12 protein-coding genes are annotated in these 19,906 nt (G+C 67.0%); 11 read left to right on the forward strand and 1 reads right to left on the reverse strand.

The window, feature by feature from the left end:
- The first annotated feature begins 13 nt into the window (after positions 1-13).
- On the forward strand, positions 14-1,147 hold the full coding sequence (locus tag DAT37_RS07820; RefSeq protein ID WP_232839581.1) for a S8 family peptidase: 1,134 nt from the start codon (positions 14-16) through the stop codon (positions 1,145-1,147).
- Positions 1,148-1,418: 271 nt separating this feature from the next.
- Here DAT37_RS07820 and DAT37_RS07825 read toward each other — a convergent pair whose 3' ends face one another.
- A complete protein-coding gene (locus DAT37_RS07825; protein WP_198654147.1) occupies positions 1,419-2,666 on the reverse strand; it encodes a hypothetical protein in 1,248 nt (415 codons plus the stop codon).
- Between the two features lie 129 nt (positions 2,667-2,795).
- On the opposite strand from DAT37_RS07825, the gene DAT37_RS07830 reads away from it, so the two are divergent.
- The 10 genes from DAT37_RS07830 (at position 2,796) to DAT37_RS07875 (ending at position 19,866) form a co-directional block, all read left to right on the forward strand.
- Complete coding sequence (locus DAT37_RS07830; protein WP_109524048.1) at positions 2,796-3,764, forward strand: ATP-binding protein; 969 nt, start codon at positions 2,796-2,798, stop codon at positions 3,762-3,764.
- A 595-nt stretch (positions 3,765-4,359) separates the two neighbouring features.
- The gene (locus DAT37_RS07835) at positions 4,360-8,451 is read left to right on the forward strand and encodes a non-ribosomal peptide synthetase (protein ID WP_109524049.1); all 4,092 of its coding nucleotides are present in this window, start codon (positions 4,360-4,362) and stop codon (positions 8,449-8,451) included.
- Entirely contained in the window at positions 8,448-10,259 is a 1,812-nt protein-coding gene (locus DAT37_RS07840; protein ID WP_109524050.1) for an IucA/IucC family protein, read from the forward strand. Before DAT37_RS07835 ends, DAT37_RS07840 begins: the two co-directional genes overlap by 4 nt.
- Positions 10,256-12,643 (forward strand): penicillin acylase family protein, encoded by a 2,388-nt coding sequence (locus DAT37_RS07845; RefSeq protein ID WP_109524051.1) that lies wholly within the window; start codon positions 10,256-10,258, stop codon positions 12,641-12,643. The genes DAT37_RS07840 and DAT37_RS07845 overlap by 4 nt, the downstream gene beginning before the upstream one ends.
- On the forward strand, positions 12,640-14,112 hold the full coding sequence (locus DAT37_RS07850; RefSeq protein WP_109524052.1) for a condensation domain-containing protein: 1,473 nt from the start codon (positions 12,640-12,642) through the stop codon (positions 14,110-14,112). The genes DAT37_RS07845 and DAT37_RS07850 overlap by 4 nt, the downstream gene beginning before the upstream one ends.
- A 124-nt stretch (positions 14,113-14,236) precedes the next feature.
- The gene (locus tag DAT37_RS07855; RefSeq protein ID WP_232839582.1) at positions 14,237-15,778 is read left to right on the forward strand and encodes a pyridoxal phosphate-dependent decarboxylase family protein; all 1,542 of its coding nucleotides are present in this window, start codon (positions 14,237-14,239) and stop codon (positions 15,776-15,778) included.
- Complete coding sequence (locus DAT37_RS07860) at positions 15,771-17,081, forward strand: lysine N(6)-hydroxylase/L-ornithine N(5)-oxygenase family protein (RefSeq protein ID WP_109524054.1); 1,311 nt, start codon at positions 15,771-15,773, stop codon at positions 17,079-17,081. The genes DAT37_RS07855 and DAT37_RS07860 overlap by 8 nt, the downstream gene beginning before the upstream one ends.
- Positions 17,082-17,147: 66 nt before the next feature.
- Positions 17,148-17,408 carry an acyl carrier protein gene (locus DAT37_RS07865; RefSeq protein ID WP_109524055.1) on the forward strand — a complete coding sequence of 87 codons (261 nt, stop codon included), beginning with the start codon at positions 17,148-17,150 and terminating at the stop codon, positions 17,406-17,408.
- On the forward strand, positions 17,405-18,571 hold the full coding sequence (locus tag DAT37_RS07870) for an acyl-CoA dehydrogenase family protein (RefSeq protein WP_109524056.1): 1,167 nt from the start codon (positions 17,405-17,407) through the stop codon (positions 18,569-18,571). Before DAT37_RS07865 ends, DAT37_RS07870 begins: the two co-directional genes overlap by 4 nt.
- The gene (locus DAT37_RS07875) at positions 18,568-19,866 is read left to right on the forward strand and encodes a wax ester/triacylglycerol synthase domain-containing protein (RefSeq protein ID WP_109524057.1); all 1,299 of its coding nucleotides are present in this window, start codon (positions 18,568-18,570) and stop codon (positions 19,864-19,866) included. The genes DAT37_RS07870 and DAT37_RS07875 overlap by 4 nt, the downstream gene beginning before the upstream one ends.
- Positions 19,867-19,906 lie beyond the last annotated feature (40 nt).

The raw sequence follows: 19,906 nt of genomic DNA on the forward strand, positions 1-19,906 counted from the left end.
AAGGATTACGACAGTGAACAGAAACAACGACACGCTGGCGCACGAACGGGTGAGTCCGGTCGAGGCGCCACTGCAACGCGAGACGAGCAATGCCGAACTGATCCAGGTCGACGCGCTGATCCGGGCGACCGAAGCCCGGCGCGCCTTCGGCGTGGCCGGTCGGCGCACCACGGTCGCGGTGCTCGACACCGGACTGCGCACGACCCACCGCGATTTCGCGGGCCGGGTTCGCGCGAGTCGCAATTTCACCGCCGACAACGGCGGCGACCCCGACGACGCCACCGACGGCCAAGGCCACGGCACCAATGTCGGCGGCATCATCTGCGCGGGCGATCTGCACATCGGCATGGCACCCGAAGCGGGCATCGTCCCGGTCAAGGTGCTCGACGATACGGGCAGCGGATCGTTCACCGCCGTCCTCGACGCCCTGCGGTGGGTATTCGACCAGCGGGCCGCGCTCGGCATCACCGCGGTGTGCATGTCGTTGGGAGCCTCCGACAACAGGACCACCGACAGCGATCTGGCCGGGGACGCCATCGGCCGCGCGGTGGCGGACCTCACCGCGGCCGGAGTGGTCTGCTGCGTCGCGGCGGGCAACGACTTCTTCGCCCATGACAGCGCCCAGGGCATGAGCTATCCTGCGATCTTCCGCGAGACCCTCAGCGTCGGAGCCGTATACGACTCCGACGTCGGACCGTTCTCCTACGATTCCGGCGCGCGGGTCACCGAAAGCGGCCCGGACCGGATCACGCCGTTCTCGCAGCGACTGCACGAGAGTGTCGGCGGTGCGTGCGCCACCGATATCTTCGCGCCCGGCGCACCGACCACGTCGTCGGGAATCGCCGGTGACACCGGCGAATCCGTCCAACACGGCACCAGCCAGGCCACCCCCGTCGTCGCGGGTGTCGTATTGCTCCTCCAGGATCTGCACCTGAAGGTCACCGGTGGATCACCGAGTGCGGCGGATGTGCGCCGCTGGCTGCTGGCGGGCGCGGTGTCGATCAACGACGGCGACGACGAACGCGACAATGTCCGCAACACCGGGTTGGACTTTCCCCGGATCAGCGCGGTGGGCGCGTTGGAAGCCTGCGCCCGCGAGATCGGCGCGGAAGTCGGTGGTGTGGTGGCCGCCGCCGCGACGAAATAGCCCACCAGTCCCGGGGCGACCAGCGCGACCCCCCGACACGGTGGCGGAATCGGCCACCATGACCGCGCCGCCGCCGAAGGATTCCACCGCGCCGGACAGGGCACACGCCTCGTGGCGCAGTTGTCCGCCGTCGACGCGAGCCGGACCGCGACGCTGCGTTTCGACGGAAGGCGACGCGGCGGGCTTCGGGGAGATCCGGGAAGCGGTGCGGCAGCGAGTCGAGGTCGCGGGGGCGGACGGGTGGTGGCGGTCGCGAACCTGGTCGGTGCGCCTACGGCGTCGCCGCCGGGGGTGAAACTACTTTAGCCGCACGCTGTTTCGCCCGCGCCCGACGGAGCAGACCTCGGATCGCGGGGAGCCAGAGCAGCGCGACCACCATCAGCGTGAGCGCGTGCCAGGGCAGTCGCCACCACCACGGGGCGACCGTGGCGAACGTGGTCGTGGATCCGGCCTGCGGCGCGGAGAAGGACCAGGCGAGGAAGGTGTCGCCGATGGGCAGGACACCGAACGCGTAGCGTTTCGAGTCCCCGAGAGTGACCGGCATGCCGAGACTTTCGCCGAGGCCGGTGAGTGGACCGGACAGGGATCGGTCTCCGTTCGCCCGGGCCGCGCCGATGCCGACCACGGTGGCCGAGGCGCTGATGCCGAGCAGGAGTGGTCCGGAGTCCACGTCGCCCGCGCCGTCGTGGCCACGGGGATACTCCCGCACTCCCGGCAGACCGAGCGGGGTGTCGACGAACAGTCGGCGGAATACGCTGTACTGCTGCGCCGCCCACGCCGCGTCGATCTCGGGCAGGAATCGCTGGATGATCGACTGCGACGAGCCGCGCGCGCCCTCCGGCGTGGGTGCCGCCATGTGCGGCAGCAGACCCGTCGCCGGGTCGAGTCGGGTACGCGCGGAGGTGAGCCATCGCGTGACGACCGCGTCGAAACGTGATCCGACGATTCGATCGTGCGACCGCAGCGCGGCCATGGCGACGACATTGTCGACCGGCCACGCTTGGCCCGGATAGGCCGCGAGGAAAGGCCCGTCGGTGTCGAACGCCGCCGCGAGCGCCTCGCAGTCCGCGGTGAATCGCGCGGTCTCCGGAGCGTTCGTCCCGGCGAGCTCGACGACCGCGCCGCGCAACCGACTCGACCATCCGACGTAGAAGACCCCGTACGCCGGACGTAGTCGCGCGTCGAAAACCGCTCGCCCGGTAGGAGAGTCGACATGTCGCAGCGCCCAGCGCGCTTCCCTCAGCGCCTCGTCCCGATAGGCCGGGTCGCCGCGCGCGATATCGGTCCACGTCAATCCGTAGAGGACGTAGGAGAAGACGTAGCCCTCGGGGAACATGCGCTGCATCTCCTCGGCCGAGCCGGAATCCAATTCCGCACGGATGAAACGCAATTGGGCGACCACATCGGTGCGCGGCAGATCATCGCGGTACATCCGAACCTGCGGGACGAGGAGCAGCAGTGTGAGCAGCGCCGCGGCGGCGATGTACATCGCTGTCGAGGCGGTTCGCAAGGAGATCACCTGTCGACCCTAGGGATTCCGCGACACGCGAGCCATGTTCGGGTCGCGGCGGCGGTGTGCGCGATAGATTGACCACCGTCCGTGTTGAACATGAATTTCGTTATTGACCTCGGAGAGGAGTGTGCGGCGATGAAAATCGCCTTCGTCGGCAAGGGGGGCAGCGGTAAGACGACGCTGTCCTCGCTGTTCATCCGCCATCTGGTCGAGCAGGGATCGCCCGTCCTGGCAATCGACGCCGACATCAATCAGCACCTGGCCGCGGCCCTCGGGGCCGGTGAAGAGGAGTCGCTGACTCTGCCGACCCTGGGGGAGCGACTGCCCCTGATCAAGGAGTACCTGCGAGGCGACAATCCGCGGATCGCCTCGGCGGAGGCGATGATCAAGACCACCCCGGCGGGCGCGGGTTCCCGGTTGATCGGTGTCGTGGAGGACAACCCGATCTACCGCGCCTGCGTGCGCGAGGTCGGGGGAGCCAGGCTCATGGTGACCGGTCCCTTCACCGAGGACGATCTGGGTGTGGCCTGCTATCACTCCAAGGTCGGCGCGGCCGAACTGCTGCTCAATCACATGATCGACCGAGCCGGGGAATACGTGGTCGTCGACATGACGGCGGGCGCGGACTCGTTCGCCTCCGGGCTGTTCACGCGATTCGACCTGACCGCGCTGGTCTGCGAACCGACCCTGCGCAGCGTCGGCGTCTACCGCCAATATCGCGACTACGCCAAGGATTTCGGCATCGATATCGCGGTGATCGGCAACAAGATCTGCGACGAGGACGATCTGGCGTTCCTTCGTGAACATGTCGGTGAGAACCTGCTGTGCTGGCTGGATCGCTCGACGCACGTGCGTGCCGCCGAGCGCGGCGAGATACGTCCGGTCGCCGAACTCGAACCCGGTAACCGCCGCGCTCTCGCGACGATCCGCTCGGCCGTCGACGCCCGCACGCGTGACTGGGCGGCGTATCAGCGGCACGCGGTCGAGTTCCATATCCGCAACGCCGAAGCGTGGGCGGGTGTCGAGTTGATCGACCAGATCGACCCCGACTTCGTGCCGCGACCGGGCCTCGGTTCCCGTCTCGAGGATGCCGTTCGGGGCTGAGCCGGCCGCCGGTGCCGCCCGGCCGATGGCCCGTGTCGGCCGCGATGATCTTTCGGGTCCGGATGGATCGTCGCGGCTCGGCACGTGGCAGGCACCCGATCTCACCGCTGGGTCGAACCGCGTTCGAGGCAAAGGTTTTCGGCGCGAACAGCAACGTTCGCATACTGTCGGTTATCTCTTCCGGTCGATCGTGTACGGCGCTGCCCGAGTCGACGTGGCGTGTCTGTGCCGCCGCGTCGGTTCGCGGTGCGGTGCGCGTGGCATCGCGGAATCCGTGACGTTGTCCGTGCTCGTCCGTCGGCGTGATTTTCCTGGTAGATAACGTGTAAACGGTGCGCGGAGTCGGCCCGGTCCGGGCATGCCTCCGCGTTCTTCGTGCCTCCTCCCTCATGTCCCGGCGTTCTCCTCGGGCCCGCGAGCGAGCGCGCGTTAGGCTACCCTAAGTTAGACAAAAGGTACATACCCGACTCAGGCGTTGTTTGTCACACGGCGACGAACTTGCCCCGATGCCGCGAGTGGCTATGCTCGGGTTACTCAATCAGGGTACCCTAATTTCTTAGGTCGCCCTTATGAAGTGACTTCGAGAGGCGTTCCCATGGTTGTTGCTCGTCCAGAGGCGAGTGCGGGTATCGATGTTCGGGCAGAAGTGGGTGCGGTACTTGGCATTTCGGCTGATGCTCTCGATCCCGATGACGACCTGATCGCGCAGGGTGTCGATTCCATCCGCATGATGCGGTTGGCGGGGCAATGGCGCAAGCGTGGGTGTGACATCGACTTCGCGCGACTGTCGGCCGATCCCACCATCCGTTCCTGGACGACACTGCTGCTGGGCGAGCAGAACTCCGACGACGCCGTTCCGCCAGGGGTGTCCGATGCTCGGCGTGAGAGCGAGCCGGCGACAGCAGAACTCGATGTCGCCTTCCCGCTCGCGCCGATGCAGCACGCCTATTGGATCGGGCGGTCGAACAGTCACGCGCTCGGCGGGGTGGCGGCACACCTGTATATCGAGTTCGACGGCCGCGAGGTCGATCCGCAGCGTTTCAGGTCGGCCGTGGCGGCGCTGGTGCAACGCCACCCGATGCTGCGAGTCCGGGTGCTGCCTGACGGAACACAACTCGTCGGTGCCGCGCATCCGGAGGCGATCGCTGTCCACGACCTGCGTGAAGTGTCGCCGGACGTGGTGACGACGATCCTCGAAGGCAGACGTGAGCGGGGGACACACCGCTCGCTGCCGATCGAGGACGGCGCGGTGATCCGCGCGGAGTTGACACTGCTGCCCGACGGCACCGGCCGCGTCCACCTCGACGTCGACATGATCGCGGCCGACGCGATGAGCTACCGGGTACTCGTCGACGATCTGGCCCGAATCTATCGGGGCGAGACCCTTTCCGAGCTGGGTGTGACCTTCCCCGCGCTGTCGGCCCAACGGGTCGGACGTGCACCGCGGGAATCGGATATCGCCTGGTGGGCGGAGCGTATTCCGGAACTGCCAGGCCCGCCGGAACTGCCGCTCGACGATGCCGCCGCCCGAGGTGATGTCGCGCCGACGACGGTGCGGCTGCATCACGCCATCGACGCGGCCGATCGAGCACGGCTGGAGGAGCATTCCCGCCGTCGCGGAGTCACCCCGGCGTCGGCGGTGGCCGCGGTATTCGCCGAAGCGGTCGGCGCGTACTCGAGTACGCCGCGCTTCCTGCTGACCGTACCGATGTTCGACCGCGATCCCGGGCACCCCGACGTGGACAAGGTGGTCGGGGATTTCACCTCGTCGATCATCGTCGATGTCGATCTCGGCGAGGTCAGGACGCTGGCCGAACGCGCGAACGACCTGCGCGCGGCGATGCACGGCGCCGCCGCCCACGGTAGTTTCGGCGGACTCGACGTCCTGCGCGAACTCAGCAGGCAGCGTGGGGAACCCGTGGTGTCGCCGGTGGTCTTCACCAGTGCGCTCGGACTCGGCGAACTGTTCACCCCCACCGTCACCGAGGTGCTCGGACAGCCCTCGTGGATCGTTTCGCAGGGACCCCAGGTGTTGCTCGACGCTCAGGTCACCGAGGTCTCCGGCGGACTGCTGCTCAACTGGGATGTCCGCGCGTCCGACCTCGACCTCGATACGGCACGTGCGATGTTCGCCTACTACGTGCGACTGCTGGATCTGCTGATCGCGGGCCAATGGGAGCGACCCGCTCCCGATCCGGTCCCGGATGAGATTCGCGCACAACGACTTTCGGTGGAGCGGCCACTGACCCCGTCGGATCTTTTCGACGGCACGCTGCACGGACGCTTCCACGCCGTGGCCCGAGAGCGGCGCGACGCACCGGCCGTCATCGACGCCGGTCGTACCTGGACCCACGGCGAACTCGCCGAGGAGGCCGCGCGCGTGGCCGGAGCGTTGCGAACGCTCGGTGTGCGATCCGGCGACACCGTGATCGTCGACTTCCCCAAGGGCGGTGACCACATCGTCGCCGCGCTCGGCGTGCTGACCGCGGGCGCCGCCTATGTGCCCATCTCGCCGAACCAGCCGACGGCACGTCGTGAACGCATCGTGTCGGTGGCGACACCGGCGGCCGTTCTCACAGATAACGCCGGGGCGTGGACCGGTTCCTCGGTCCCGGTGCTCGATATCGCCGACGCGCGTACGGCCTCGCCGGTCGAGCCGACGACGGTGTCGACCGACGCGCTCGCCTACGTGCTGTTCACCTCCGGTTCGACAGGTCTGCCCAAGGGGGTGGAAGTGCCCCATCGCGCGGCGGTCGCCACTCTCACCGATCTGGTCCGACGGTACGAACTCGGCCCGGCCGACCGGAGTCTGCTGGTGTCGTCGCTGGAATTCGATCTGTCGGTCTTCGACATCTTCGGATTGCTCGCCGTCGGCGGCGCCGTCGTCGTACCCGGTGACGACGAGCGCACCAGAGTCGACGACTGGGCCCGGCTCCTGCGCGAGCATTCGGTGACCGTTCTCAACTGTGTGCCCTCGATCCTCGGCATGATCCTCGACATCGCGCCGCTGCCGCCGACCTTGCGCGTCGTCGTGATGGGTGGCGACAAAGTCGCTGTCTCCCTGCTGGATCGGGTCATCGCGCAATTGCCGGATTGTCGGGTCGCCGGTCTGGGCGGCACCACCGAGACCGCGATCCACTCGACCGTCTGCGAGGCGGCCGACGTTCCGGCGGGTGCGACTTTCGTGCCCTACGGCATCCCGTTGGACGGTGTGCGTTGCCGGGTCGTCGACGCGGTGGGACGCGATCGTCCCGATCTCGTTCCCGGCGAGCTGTGGATCGGGGGGAGCGGGGTCGCCCACGGATATCGGGGTGACGCGGAGCGCACGGCCGACCGGTTCGTCGAACTCGACGGCGTCCGCTGGTACCGCACCGGCGATATCGTGCGGTACCTGCCGGGCGGGTTCCTCGATTTCCTCGGGCGGGCCGACCATCTGGTCAAGATCCGCGGCTATCGCGTGGAACTCGGCGAGGTCGAGGCGGGTCTGTTGGGCCTGGACGCCGTCGACGCCGCCGTGGTGTGGTCCGACGGTCGCGAATTGTTCGCCGTGGTCGTGGCCGCGGGCGCCACCGGCGCCCACATTCGCGACGCGCTGGCGACAGTGCTTCCGCCGCACATGATTCCGAGGTCGATCACGGTCGTCGAGGAACTTCCGCTGACATCGAACGGCAAATACGACCGCAAGAAGATCCGCGACCTCGTCGTCTCCGACACCGCGACGGCTTCGGTCGCGCCCCGAACCGGGCTGGAATCGGCGTTGGTGATCGTGCTCGAGCACATCCTGAGCTCCCGTCCGCTCGGTGTCACCGACGATTTCATCGCGCTCGGCGGCGATTCCGTACTGGCGACCACGTTCATCGCGTCGGCGCGTCGGTGGCTCGACGCGCCAGGGCTGACCGTCGCCGATGTTTTCTCCCGCCGGACGATCGCCGGGCTGGCCGATCGGCTGGTCGAATTGGAAGGTGACCGTGCGGAACTGGTCGCGAGCGTTTTCCTCGATGTCGTCGGCCTGTCCGACGACCAGATTCGCACCGAACTCGACGCGGGAACCCAGGTCCACGATCGGCCGCGGTCATCGGTGCTGCCGAGTTACGAACTCCGGTCGAGGCCCATCGATATCGAGCGCGATGTCCAGACCGTGCACGGGTGGCTGACCCATCCGAAGGCCGAGTACTGGGGGATGCTGAACAGCACGCGCGCCGAGGTCGAGAAACTGATCCGCGACAGCGCGGGTGGCGACGGTGAACCGCATGTCGGAATGCGCATCGGCTATTTCGAGGGCCGACCGGAATTCCTCTTCGAGCTCTACAACCCGCTGCGCAGTGATCTGGCCCGACCCGGCACCGGATATTCGCACGAGGCGGGCGATATCGGCATGCATCTGCTGGTGGCGAGCAGTGAGCGCAGCCTGCCCGGATTCACCGCGAACGTGATGCTCCACATCATGCGGACCGCGTTTCTGGAATTCGGCGCGGCGCGTGTCGTCGTCGAGCCGGATGTCAGGAATCTCGACGTTCAGCGGCTCAACGCCGCCGTCGGCTTCGAAGTCGAGGGCGACTACCCCGTGGCCGACAAGATGGCACGGCTGAGTTACTGCACGCGTGCGGATTTCCTGCGGGTGACAGACGACGGCCGATCTCTCGCGAACGCCGATCAGCTGATCCCACTCGACAAGGCGGCGTTGTGAGCATCCCCGAGGCTTCGGCCCGATCGTTCTGGCAGACCTACAACACCCGGATCGCGAAGAAGATCCTGGCCGAGTTCTGCCACGAGCGCTGTATCCGTCCCGTCGAACTGTCGCCGGGCGAGTACGTGGTCCATTCCGACGATCGCGAGACCGAATACCTGTTCCGCGCCGAGGTGCTGTCGCTGGAGAGTTGGCTCATCGATGAGATGTCGCTGCGGCGGATCCGCCGGGGCGAGCGACTTCGCGTCGACGCGGTCGATCTCGTCATCGATCTCGGCGGTTCGCTCGGCATCGCCCGCGAGGCACTGCCGGAATACCTGGAGGAATTCACCAATACACTCGCTATCAGCGCGAATCGTCCCGACACGCGACGTATCGCCGCCGCGGATCTGGCACGATCGGATTTCCAGACGATCGAGCGGACGATGACCGAGGGGCATCCCTGCATCGTCGCGAACGCGGGCAGGCTCGGATTCAGCGTCGACGACGTCGAGCGTTACGCGCCCGAATCGGGTGCCACGTTCGCGCTGCGATGGGTTGCCGTGTGGCGCGAGAATTGTGATTTCGCCGCGGTTTCCGGTGTCGACTACGACCGACTCGTGCTGGAGGAACTCGGCGCGGAAACCCTCGCCGGATTCGATGACACGCTCGTTCGACGTGGTCTCGATCCGTCCCGGTACTACTACATGCCGGTACATCCGTGGCAGTGGGCGGAGAAGATCGCGAGGATCTACGCCGTCGACCTGGTGGAGCAGAAGATCGTCGACCTGGGCGAAGCGCCGGATCGGTATCAGCCCCAGCAATCCATTCGGACCGTCTTCAATACGACGCGTCCGGCGCGGCATTACGTGAAGCTGGCGCTCTCGATCGTCAACATGGGTTTCACGCGTGGCATGTCCGCGGACTACATGCGAACCACGCCCGCGATCAACGACTGGGTCCGTGATCGGGTGCGCGACGACGAGTACCTGGCATCGATCGGCTTCGAGATGCTCTACGAGGTCGCGGCGATCGGATACCGCAACACCAATCTCGACGCTCTCACCCGACCGGGGTCGGAATATCGGAAACTGCTGTCGGCGCTGTGGCGCGAGAGCCCGACGCGGCTGGTGAACGAGCGCGAACAGTTGACGACGATGGCCGCGCTACTGCATGTGGATCACCTGGGGACCCCGCTCGTCGTGGCATTCGTCCGCGACTCGGGAATCTCGGTGCGGGAGTGGGTTCGGCGATATCTGCGGGCCTACCTGCATCCGATCATCTACCTGCTCTACAAGTACGAGTTCAAGTTCTCACCGCACGGGGAGAACTTGATCCTGGTTCTGGACTCCGGCGTTCCGGTCCGGGCGATCCTGAAGGATATCGGCGAGGAAGTCTCGATTTTCGCCGCGCCCGAGGACTTTCCGGAATCGTGTCGACGGTCCCTGGTCGAGGAGTCCGACAGCATCCGGAACATGGGTGTGCTCTCGGATGTCTTCGACGATTTCCTGCGCCATCTCGCGGCGGTCCTGCATGCGAGCGGCCTGCTCGCGGACAGCGCGTTCTGGGCCGTCGTCGCGGAAAGTGTCCTCGAGTTCGAACAGGAGCACCGCGACCTGGACGACCGGTTCGCTCGATGGGACCTGTTCGCGCCGACGTTCAAGGCCATCCACATGAACAGGCTGCAATTGTCGAACAACCGCCGCATGGTGAATCTCGGTGACTCGTATTCGACGCTCGTCGACTCCGACCACGAACTCGTGAATCCGATCGCCGGATACCGATCCGTGGTCGACCGTGCCGAGAGCATGGAGGTGGCGGTCTCGTGACCACGCACAGTGCCGACACGCCGGATATCGAGATCATCAGGGATGCGCACGGCATTCCGCATATCGCCGCGGGCTCGGCGGAGGGTGCGCTCTACGGTCAGGGTTACGCGTGCGGAACCGATCGCGCCTGGCAGATCGAGTTCCTGCGACTGCGTGCCGAAGGCCGCACCGCCGAAGTCTTCGGCGCCGACGCCGTCGGCTGGGACCGGTTCGCGCGCACCGCGGGGATCGACGCGGCCGCACGGCGGATCTACCGGGCGTCATCGGCCCGTTCGCGCGGGCTGATCCGCGCCTACGTGGACGGTGTCAACGGTTCCCTCGATACCGCGCAAGCCGTCGAACTGGACGAATTCGATCACCGCCCCGCACCGTGGCAGCCGTGGACGCCCATCGGGATTTTCCTCGTGCACCACATTCTCTTCGGGCGATTCATCACCAAACTCTGGCGGCTGCACGCGGCGCGGTCACTCGGGGTCGAGGCGTTCGCGCTGTTCGACTGCGAAGGCGTCGACTACAGCGAGACGAGCGTGCCCGCGCTGCCGGACGAGAAGTTCCTGACCGAGCTGCTCGGCCATTTCCCCGGTGCGGCCGTACCGCACGGGAATACCGATATTCCCTCGTTCGGTGACGGCGTATCGGGCAGCAACGCCTGGGGTGTCGCCGCGGCGCGCACGTCGACCGGATCACCGCTGATCGCGGGCGATCCGCACCGGTTCCTGGAATTGCCCGGCATCTATCAGCAGTTCCACCTCGCCGCCCCCGAATTCGACGTCGTCGGATTCGCCTTCGCGGGTGTTCCCGGCGTCCCGCATTTCTGTCACGCGGGCTCGGTGGCGTGGGGGATCACCAATGCCATGGGCGACTACCAGGACCTGTACGTCGAGAAACTCAGCAGAGCCGGTGGGGAGGTGTTCGCGGAATCCGCCACGGGTATCGCGGCGGTCCCGGCCCGGGTGGAGGAGATCCTGGTGCGCGGCGGCGCCACGGTCACGGTGGAGATCATCACCACCGACAACGGGTCGGTGGTGTTCGGCGGGCCGGATTCGCCGTTCTCGGTGAGTCTGCGCAGCCCCCTGCTCAGTGACCCGGACGCCACCTTCGACGCGTCGCTGGACGTCCTCTTCGCGAAATCCGTGACCGATGTCGAACAGGCGCTGACCGGATGGGTCGAGCCGGTCAATCGCATCGTCATCGCCGACAGCGCCGGTCGGCTGACCCACCACGTCGTCGGCAGGATGCCGGTGCGCGCCCCGGAGAACTACTGGCTGCCCGTCCCCGGTTGGGATGAGCGCTACCGGTGGGAGGGATACGCGACCGCGTCGGTCGGCGATGAGAATTTCGACGCGGAAGTGGCCGGGTACTCGGTGATCGCTAACCAGCGCATCACCGATTCGGCACCGCTGCAACCGATCACCACCGAATGTGCCGCGTCGTTGCGGGCCGATCGGATCGACGCGCTGCTCGACGCCACGACGTCGGTGTCGGTGGCGGACTGCGAACGGATCCACGGTGATGTCGAACTCGACCAGGCGGATTCGATCCAGCGACTCCTGCGCCCGCTGACCGGGCTGAGTCCACGCGCCGAGAACGTGCGTCGCCGCCTGCTCGACTGGAACAGGTCGATGCGCGCCGACAGCACCGACGCCTACGTGTACGCGGAGTTGCGTGCGCACCTGGTCCGGGCACTCGCCGCCGAACCCGCGCTGGCGGGCCTGGCCGAACCCCACTGGTTCCCCAGGGTTCTCGACCTGTGGTTCGTCGCGGGGACGCGGATCGCGGCGGCGCTGGAAACCGTACTGAGCCGCGTGGAGGGGCTCGGCGTGGACGTCGAGCGGCTGGTCTGCGGCGCGGTCGAAGACGTCGCGGCGCACCTGGACGGTCTGGCCGACATCCCGACCTGGGGCAGTGTCCACGTCCTCGCCCCGATCCACGGTATGGATCTGGTCGGAGCGACGCCGAAACACCCCGGGCTGTCGCAACGCATCAGGCCGCAGCGGCATTCGCTCGGCGGTGACGGCGAATGCGTCCTCGCCAACGGCAGCGCCGTCGGCGTCGCCCACGCGTGCAGTTTCGGCTCGGCCGCGCGTTACGTATGGGATCCGGCCGACCGCGACGCCGGGCGATGGATCGTGCCACTCGGGGTCAGCGGTGATCCGCGCTCACCGTATTTCGAGGACCAGGCACCGCTGTGGGCGCGCGGCGAACTGATCGACATCGTCAGCGACTGGTCGACGCTTCGCGAGTCCGCGACCCACCGGGATGTTCTCAGCCGTGTTCCAGGGGCGGCGGACGATTCACGCGGCGACGGTTCCGACACCTACCGGCTCGCGGTGCGCCCGGCACCGGCGTGGTCGACCAACGGCTCGACGCTGGGAGAGTTATGAACCTATTGACCGATGCGCGAATGGAACTCATGCGACGGCGGCTGGCGGCGGCCGGAGCGAGCGTCGAGCGCGCGCCCGCCAACGTGACGGCCGTCGACGACATCTCCGACGGCAGGCTGCGGATCGCCGAACGGCGCATGTGGAAGATCTACGACCTGGACCGGGAGTCGATCTCGCACAATATCGGCCTCGTCCTGCACTTCGGCGGTACGTACACGCTGGACTCGGTGATCGCGTCGTTCGAACTCATGGTTCGCAACGCCGATGTGCTCGGATCCGTTGTCGCCGTGGACGATGCGGGAATTCCGCGGCGCGTGCCGGTCCGACGAAACGGTCGTTGGGTCGAACCGGGCGCGATCTGGGAGTGGGGCACATCGAGTGCGTCCGAGGATATTCCCGTCGCGACCGGCCCGATCGGCCGCGCGCAGGTGAACGCGGCGGCGTCTGCATTGGCGAAGGCGCCGTTCGATCTGAGCGCGGAGCCGCCGCTGCGTGCCCGTATCCACGCGACCGAGTCCGGTGAGATCTCGATGGTGGTGGTCGTGCACCATCTGGCCGTGGACGACACCTCGTGGTCGTTGCTGCTCGGTGCGCTGATCTCCGGTTCGTGGCCGCAGGCATCCGGTGAGCCGGTCTCCCGGCGCCCGGACACGCCGCCCGGCCCGGACGTGCTCGACCGCGCGCTGCGGCACGCGACGGCGACCTGGGCGGCGCCGGAGGTGCGGTTTCCGCTGTCGGGAGCGTTGCCCGAACTCACCGCGGCGCAGAGTTGGCTGGCTCCGCTCAGTGACAACGACGGTGTCCGACTGGAGAATCCGATCGACCCGGCGCGGATCACTGCGCTGAACGGCGTCGCCGGGGAAGTGGGCGCGACCCTGAACGCCACCCTCATCGCGGTATGCGCGTTGAGTGTGTACGCACTGACCGACGCCGCCGACCATGTGCTGCTCGTGCCGGCCGAGAATCGGCGGGCGGGCGAAGAACAGGACCGGGTCGGTTACAGCGGGAACATTGTTCCCATGCGTTTCTCGCTCGCGCCGGAATCGACGGTGCGAGAGGCCCTTCGAGACGCGGTGTCGGCGGTGTACCGGGCGATGGAATTCGCCACCGTCGACTACGGAACCATCCTCACCGCACTCAGGAACGCGGGTGGCCGCTTTCCGGTCGCCGAGATCATGGCCTCGGTGCGCAACGCGCCGCTGCGCGGTATCCCGGTTCCGGCGAACGCGCGGGTCACCTGCGAATCGGTGTTCAACGGCGTCGGAAACTACCCGCTGACCTTCGCTTTCGAGATCGGCGCCGACGATGGTGTGCACCTCGAGATCGACTATCAACCCGCTGCCGTCGACGCCGAGTTCGCGCGGCGCGCGTCGGAGATGGCCGCCGATGTCGTCGCACGGCTGCCGCGGTCCCTCGACGGGCGACTGGGGCAGTTCATCCGGGAGATACGGGAAGCGGAGAGCTCGTAACCGATTCCATCCCGCCGAATTCCCGAGCAGCGCACCAACCGGCCCGTCGCGCGGAACCTGTCCGCCGTGCGCGTCGTCCGATCGAAAAATCTTGTGTTCATATTCTCGAGTTATGGGGCCTTCTGTGTCGTCTGAATTGTCAACTCCCTGGCGGAGACCCTCGAAGTTCGCCGGCCCCGGCGACGGCTGGGCCGAAGTCGGCACCGGACTCGCCCAGGTCGCGCGCGCCGTGGACGGGAGCCACCACGGCTCGCCGCTGCCCTCCGGCGCCCCGGCCGAAATGCTGGCGGCCGTCGCGGAATCGCTGGGACCGCAACGTATTCCGGAGACCGGGATGGGCGAATCGGCCGCACTGACCACGGTGGCCGATCTGATCGCCCGCTACGGCCTGGATCTGACCCACACCCTGTGCGCGGCACATCTGCAGCCCCCGCCGCTGACCGTCGCCGTGGTGGCCGACGCGTTGGCGAGCGCGACCAACGCCTCGCTCGACACCTACGATTCCGGTCCGGCCACGCTCGCGATCGAGAAGTGGACCATCGCCGCGCTGGCGCGACTGGCCGGTTTCTCGGAATCCGCCGGCGGCGTCTTCGGTCCGGGCGGCTCCTACTCGAATCTGCTGGCACTGCTGATTGCCAGGGATTACGGTGCCGCCGCGCGCGGCATCGACGTCCGCCAGAGCGGAACGAGCGCGCTGGCACGTCCGGTGGTGCTCTGCTCGCAGGTCGCCCACTTCTCCATCCACCGCGCTTGCGCCGCACTCGGTTTGGGCGAGGCGGCGGCCATCCCGGTCCCGGTCGACGCCGACCATCGGATGATTCCGGAGGCGTTGGAGACGGCACTGGCCGAACTCGGCGCCAGCCACACCCCCGTCGCCGTCGTGGCGACGGCGGGCACGACGGATTTCGGTTCCATCGACCCGCTGCCCGAGATCGCCGAGATCGCGAAGCGGCACGGCGTGTGGTTCCACGTCGACGCCGCCTACGGATTCGGCTCGCTGTTCTCCGACAATCTCGCCACACTGCTGACCGGAATCGACCGCGCGGATTCGATCACCCTCGACCTGCACAAGGTCGGATGGCAGCCCGCCGCCGCCAGTGTGCTGCTGCTGGCCGACGAGCAGCGCTTCGCCTCGCTCAACAGGTCGGTGGCCTACCTCAATCCCGACGACGACGTCGAGGCCGGCTACGGAGGTCTGCTCGGTCAGACGTTGCAGACCACGCGCCGTCCGGACGTGCTCAAGGTCGCGGCGACCTTCCTGGCATACGGCCGCACCGGGCTCGGTGAGATGCTCGACACCTGCCATGAGCTGGCGCTGCACGCCGAGCGGCGTATCGGCACCGAGCTGCAACTCGAACTGGTCGCTCCGGTCACCCTGACAACGGTCGTATTCCGTTATCGCTGTGAGGATCTGGATCTGGATCAGGTGAACGCCGAACTGCGGCGGCGACTGATCAGTTCGGGCAAGGCCCTCATCGGGCGCACCCAGGTGCGCGTGCACGGCGCGGGCGAACCGCGCACCTGCCTGAAACTCACCCTGCTGAATCCGGAATCGAGTGAGCGCGATATCGACGCGCTGTTCGACGAACTCCTGCGCGTGGCGCTCGAGGTGGAATCGGAAGGGCTGGCCATCGACCAGGACGAGATGGTGAAGGTCCATGAGTGACATCGAGACGGTCGACATCCTCGCCGTCGGATGCGGCCCGTTCAACCTCGGGTTGGCCGCCCTCGCGTCGACGGTGCAGGACACCGACGTCGTCGTTGTCGACTCCGGTGATCAGTTCCGCTGGCATCCGGGACTGATGTTCGACGACGCGAAACTACAGGTCAGCTTTCTGTCGGACCTGGTATCGCTGGTCGATCCGACCCATCCGCTGTCGTTTCTCGGGTATCTGGCCGACGTCGACCGCCTGTACCCGTTCCTGGTGCGCGAGCAGTTCTTTCCGACCAGGCGCGAATACGAGGCGTATCTGCTCTGGGTCGTCGACCGACTGCCGTCGTTGCGCTTCGGGACGACCGTCGAGGAGATCCGCTGGGACGACGAGCGCGACCTGTTCGAGGTGTCGGTGACGGCTGGCGGGGTGAACTCGGTGATCCGGGCCGGCCATGTCGTTGTCGGTGTCGGCACCGAACCCGCGATTCCGACCGAACTCGCGACGACCTCACCCGCGTTGGTCCACAGTTCCCGGTACCTCTACCACCAGGACACCGCGCACGCGGCCGGTGCGGTGACCGTCGTCGGCTCCGGTCAGTCCGGCGCCGAGATCGTGGTCGATCTGCTCGAAGCGAATCTGCAAGGGGGACCGGCGGTTCAATGGTGGACCAGGACCCCGTGGTTCGCACCGCTCGACTTCACCAGACTGTCGCTCGAGATGACGACGCCGGGCTACATGGATTATTTCCACAGCCTGCCCGAAGCCACCCGAGACGAGGTGCGCGCCGGCCACTGGCAGTTCCACAAGGGGATCTCGACCGACACCCTCGATCGGCTGCACGACCTGCTCTACCGCCGTCAACTGAAGGAGAAGCTGGCGCCGGTGCGGCTACGCAACGGCGTCGCGGTCGAAGGTATCGAGGAGCAGCCCGACGGACGGCTGCGCATTCGGGGACGGCACAGCGACACCGGAGCACCGCTGTCGCACACCGCCGATCTGGTGATCGCGGCGACCGGCTACCGGCCGCGCAAACAGGATTTCCTCGCTCCGCTCGACAGCCGGATACGCCGGGATTCGCGAGGACGGCCGATCATTCGGGCCGATCACGCCGTCGAGACCGACGACGCGCTGACCGATCGACTCTTCGTGGCCAACGCCGACGCGCACAGCCACGGTGTCTCGGCGCCGAACCTGGATATCGGCGCGGTGCGTAACGCCAAGATACTCAACGCCGTTCGAGGCCGGGAAGTCTATCGCCTCCAGCGCAACACCGCGTTCACCACCTTCGGCGTGACGGAGGAGGAGCTCGAATAGCGTTCGGCGCGCTGCCCGGGGCTCGGCCCCACCGAGAAGTATCCGTTAAGCCACTGAGGAGTACCTGTGTCCGACCATATCCGCGATGTGCTCGACAGCATCCTGGAAGAAGATCTCGATCTCTCGCTCACCGAAGTCACCCGAACATCGCTGCTCATCGAGGATCTCGGCGTCGATTCGGTGGCCTTCGCCATCGGCGTGGTCGCCATCGAGGAGCGCCTCGGCGTGCAACTGACCGAACGTGAGATGTCGGAGGCCGCGTCGGTGGGTGACCTGGAAGACCTGATCCGCTCGAAATTCAGCGGCGACAGCGAAATTCGGGCATGACCGTCGCGGCGAGCACCGAGACCTTCGACGAACTGCTGGCCCGGGCGTTCGACGAACGCGTCGTCGCGTGGACCGAGCAGGCCGAGCGGGACAAGAAGTTTCCCCGTGTGCTGCTGGAACACCTCGGCGCAGAAGGCGTCTTCGCGCACAAATGGGAAGACCGCAAGGTAGCCGACCTCGGTCGGCATTTCGCGTTCGCCTACCGGCTGGGCGCGCTGAATTCGGCCGGTATCGGCGTCGGGGTCAGCCTGCACGATTCCGCGATCGCGATTCTGCGCCGATTCGCGCGCAACGACTTCCAGCGTGAGCTGGCCGCCAGGGCGATCGCCACCGAAGTGGTGCTGTGCATCGGCGCCTCGGAGGAGTCGGGTGGGTCGGATCTACAGAACGTGCAGACGATGATCGAACCCGAGGCAGGCGGTTACCGCGTCGTCGGGCACAAGAAGTTCGTCTCGCTCTCGACCGTCGCGGACTACATCTTCGTGGTCGGCAGGAGCGCGGGCAGCGGCTCGGCCGGCGACCACGGCAATGTCGCGCTGGTGGCCGTGCCGATCTCGCAGGTGACGGTCGCCCCGCCGTACGAGAAACTCGGCGCCGGGCCGCTGGACACCGCGGCGGTGACGATCGACACCTGGGTTCCGGAGGAAGCGCTGGTCGCTCGCCCCGGCACCGGGCTCGCCGTGATCAGTTGGGGCCTTGCGCACGAACGCTTCTCGGTCGCCGGACAGATCGCGGCGGCCTGCGAGGTGATGCTCGGCGTCACGCTCGCGCGCATGGTCACCCGTACCCAGTTCGGCAAACGTCTCTACGACCACCAGGTGTTGCGGTTGCGGCTCGCGGACCTGCAATCCAGGGTCGACCTGCTCCGCTACGCGCTCGCCGGTGTCGCCGCCGAGGGGAAGGTCAATCTGCGTACCGCCGCCGCGTTGAAGGTGACCGCGGCGAACTTCGGCGAGGAAGTCGCCTCGGAATGTCTGCACATCTTCGGCGGAATCGGTTACCTCGAGTCCGAAACCCCGATCGGACGCTGGTGGCGCGATATGAAACTGGCCAGGGTCGGTGGCGGCACCGACGAAGTGCTGTGGGAATTGGTGGCGGCGGCGATGAAACCCGATCACGACCGCTACCGGAGAATGTTCGAGAATCAGGCGGACCGACCGTGAACAGTTCTGTCACCGAAACGACGACCAGCACGGGCACCGCCGAGTTGGCGCGCCCGGATCTGACCTACCTGCATCTGGATACGAAGAGCAGTCCGATGCATTGGGCCATGGTGCTCGAACTCTCCACCGAGGGCGCGCACCTCACCGTGGACGAGGTTCGGGCTCGGGTGCGGGAACGGCACGGGCTGTTCGACATCTTCCGCCTCGGCGTTCGGCACGGCCGCTGGCGCAAACCACAGGTGGTGCTGGCCGAGAACCTGGACGTGGACCGGCATCTCGCGCACGCGGAATACACCGACGCGGCCGATCTGCGACAGCGCATGGCGGCCCTGCTCGAAACACATCTGCCCCGCCCGGATCCGCTGTGGCACATCACGTTGTTCACGCCCGGCGCGGCGGGTGCCCAGTTCGTCCTGCTGCGCGTACACCACAGCCTGTCCGACGGTATCGCGGGCGCGGCGTTCGCCGCCCTGCTGGCCGACGGCACATCGGAGGATCTGTCGGAATTCGAACGCTTCGCGACCAGCCCGCGCTACCGGATCGACGCGATCGACCCGGAGGTGCTGAAGGCGTCCAAGGCGGCCTTCGGCGCGCAGTGGAAGGCGGGCAGCGAGGGGCGCGGCTGGCCGAAACTGACCAAGTCGGGACGTCGCGAGGTCGCGCTGTACAGCACCTCGACGCGAACCCTGCGCCGGACCGCGAAGAAACACGGTGCCACCGTCCAGGAATTCGTGCTCGCGGCCATCGGCCGGACCCTCAGCCTCTCCCCGCCCGCGACGAAAAACGCGCAGGCGGAGACGATTCGAGTGACGCTTCCGGTCACCCACGACACCGCGTTCCGGCACACGGGTAACGCGGTGCTCGTCTCGCTGCTCAATCTGCGCGGTAACGAAGCCGACCTCGCTCGCCAGATCGAGCGGTGCCGGTCCGAACTCACCACGATCGAGGCCGAACGTCCGGAACTGGCGTTGGCCGCCACCGAGAACACACCGCAGTTGCCGTGGGCCGCGCAACGCGCGATCGCCAACGCGTCCATGGCGCGGATGAGCCCCGATATCCACATCGGGATCAATCCCGGTTTCTCGCGCGTGCGGTCGGTGCTCGGCAAAGGCATCACCGAACTGACCGCGCTCTCACCGCTGGTCGGCTACTCGTTCTCGGTGACTTCGCTGATCCTGGGCAATACGACCTCCTTCGGCATCGTCACCGACCCCGCCGCGCTGCCGGAGGGTTACGCCTCCGTCTTCGTCGAGCAGTTCGAACGCGTGCTGCACGAAGCCGCCCACACGCAATGAATCGACGATTCGTCCCCGCAGGAAGAGATGTGAACAACCC

Source organism: Nocardia aurea (genome assembly GCF_003123685.1).
Lineage (GTDB): Bacteria > Actinomycetota > Actinomycetes > Mycobacteriales > Mycobacteriaceae > Nocardia > Nocardia aurea.

Excerpts from the sequence above, each read along its gene's own strand:
- DAT37_RS07830 (WP_109524048.1), top strand. The coding sequence starts at position 2,796 with ATGAAAATCGCCTTCGTCGGCAAGGGGGGCAGCGGTAAGACGACGCTG.
- DAT37_RS07835 (WP_109524049.1), top strand. The coding sequence starts at position 4,360 with ATGGTTGTTGCTCGTCCAGAGGCGAGTGCGGGTATCGATGTTCGGGCA.
- DAT37_RS07850 (WP_109524052.1), top strand. The coding sequence starts at position 12,640 with ATGAACCTATTGACCGATGCGCGAATGGAACTCATGCGACGGCGGCTG.
- DAT37_RS07860 (WP_109524054.1), top strand. The coding sequence starts at position 15,771 with ATGAGTGACATCGAGACGGTCGACATCCTCGCCGTCGGATGCGGCCCG.
- DAT37_RS07870 (WP_109524056.1), top strand. The coding sequence starts at position 17,405 with ATGACCGTCGCGGCGAGCACCGAGACCTTCGACGAACTGCTGGCCCGG.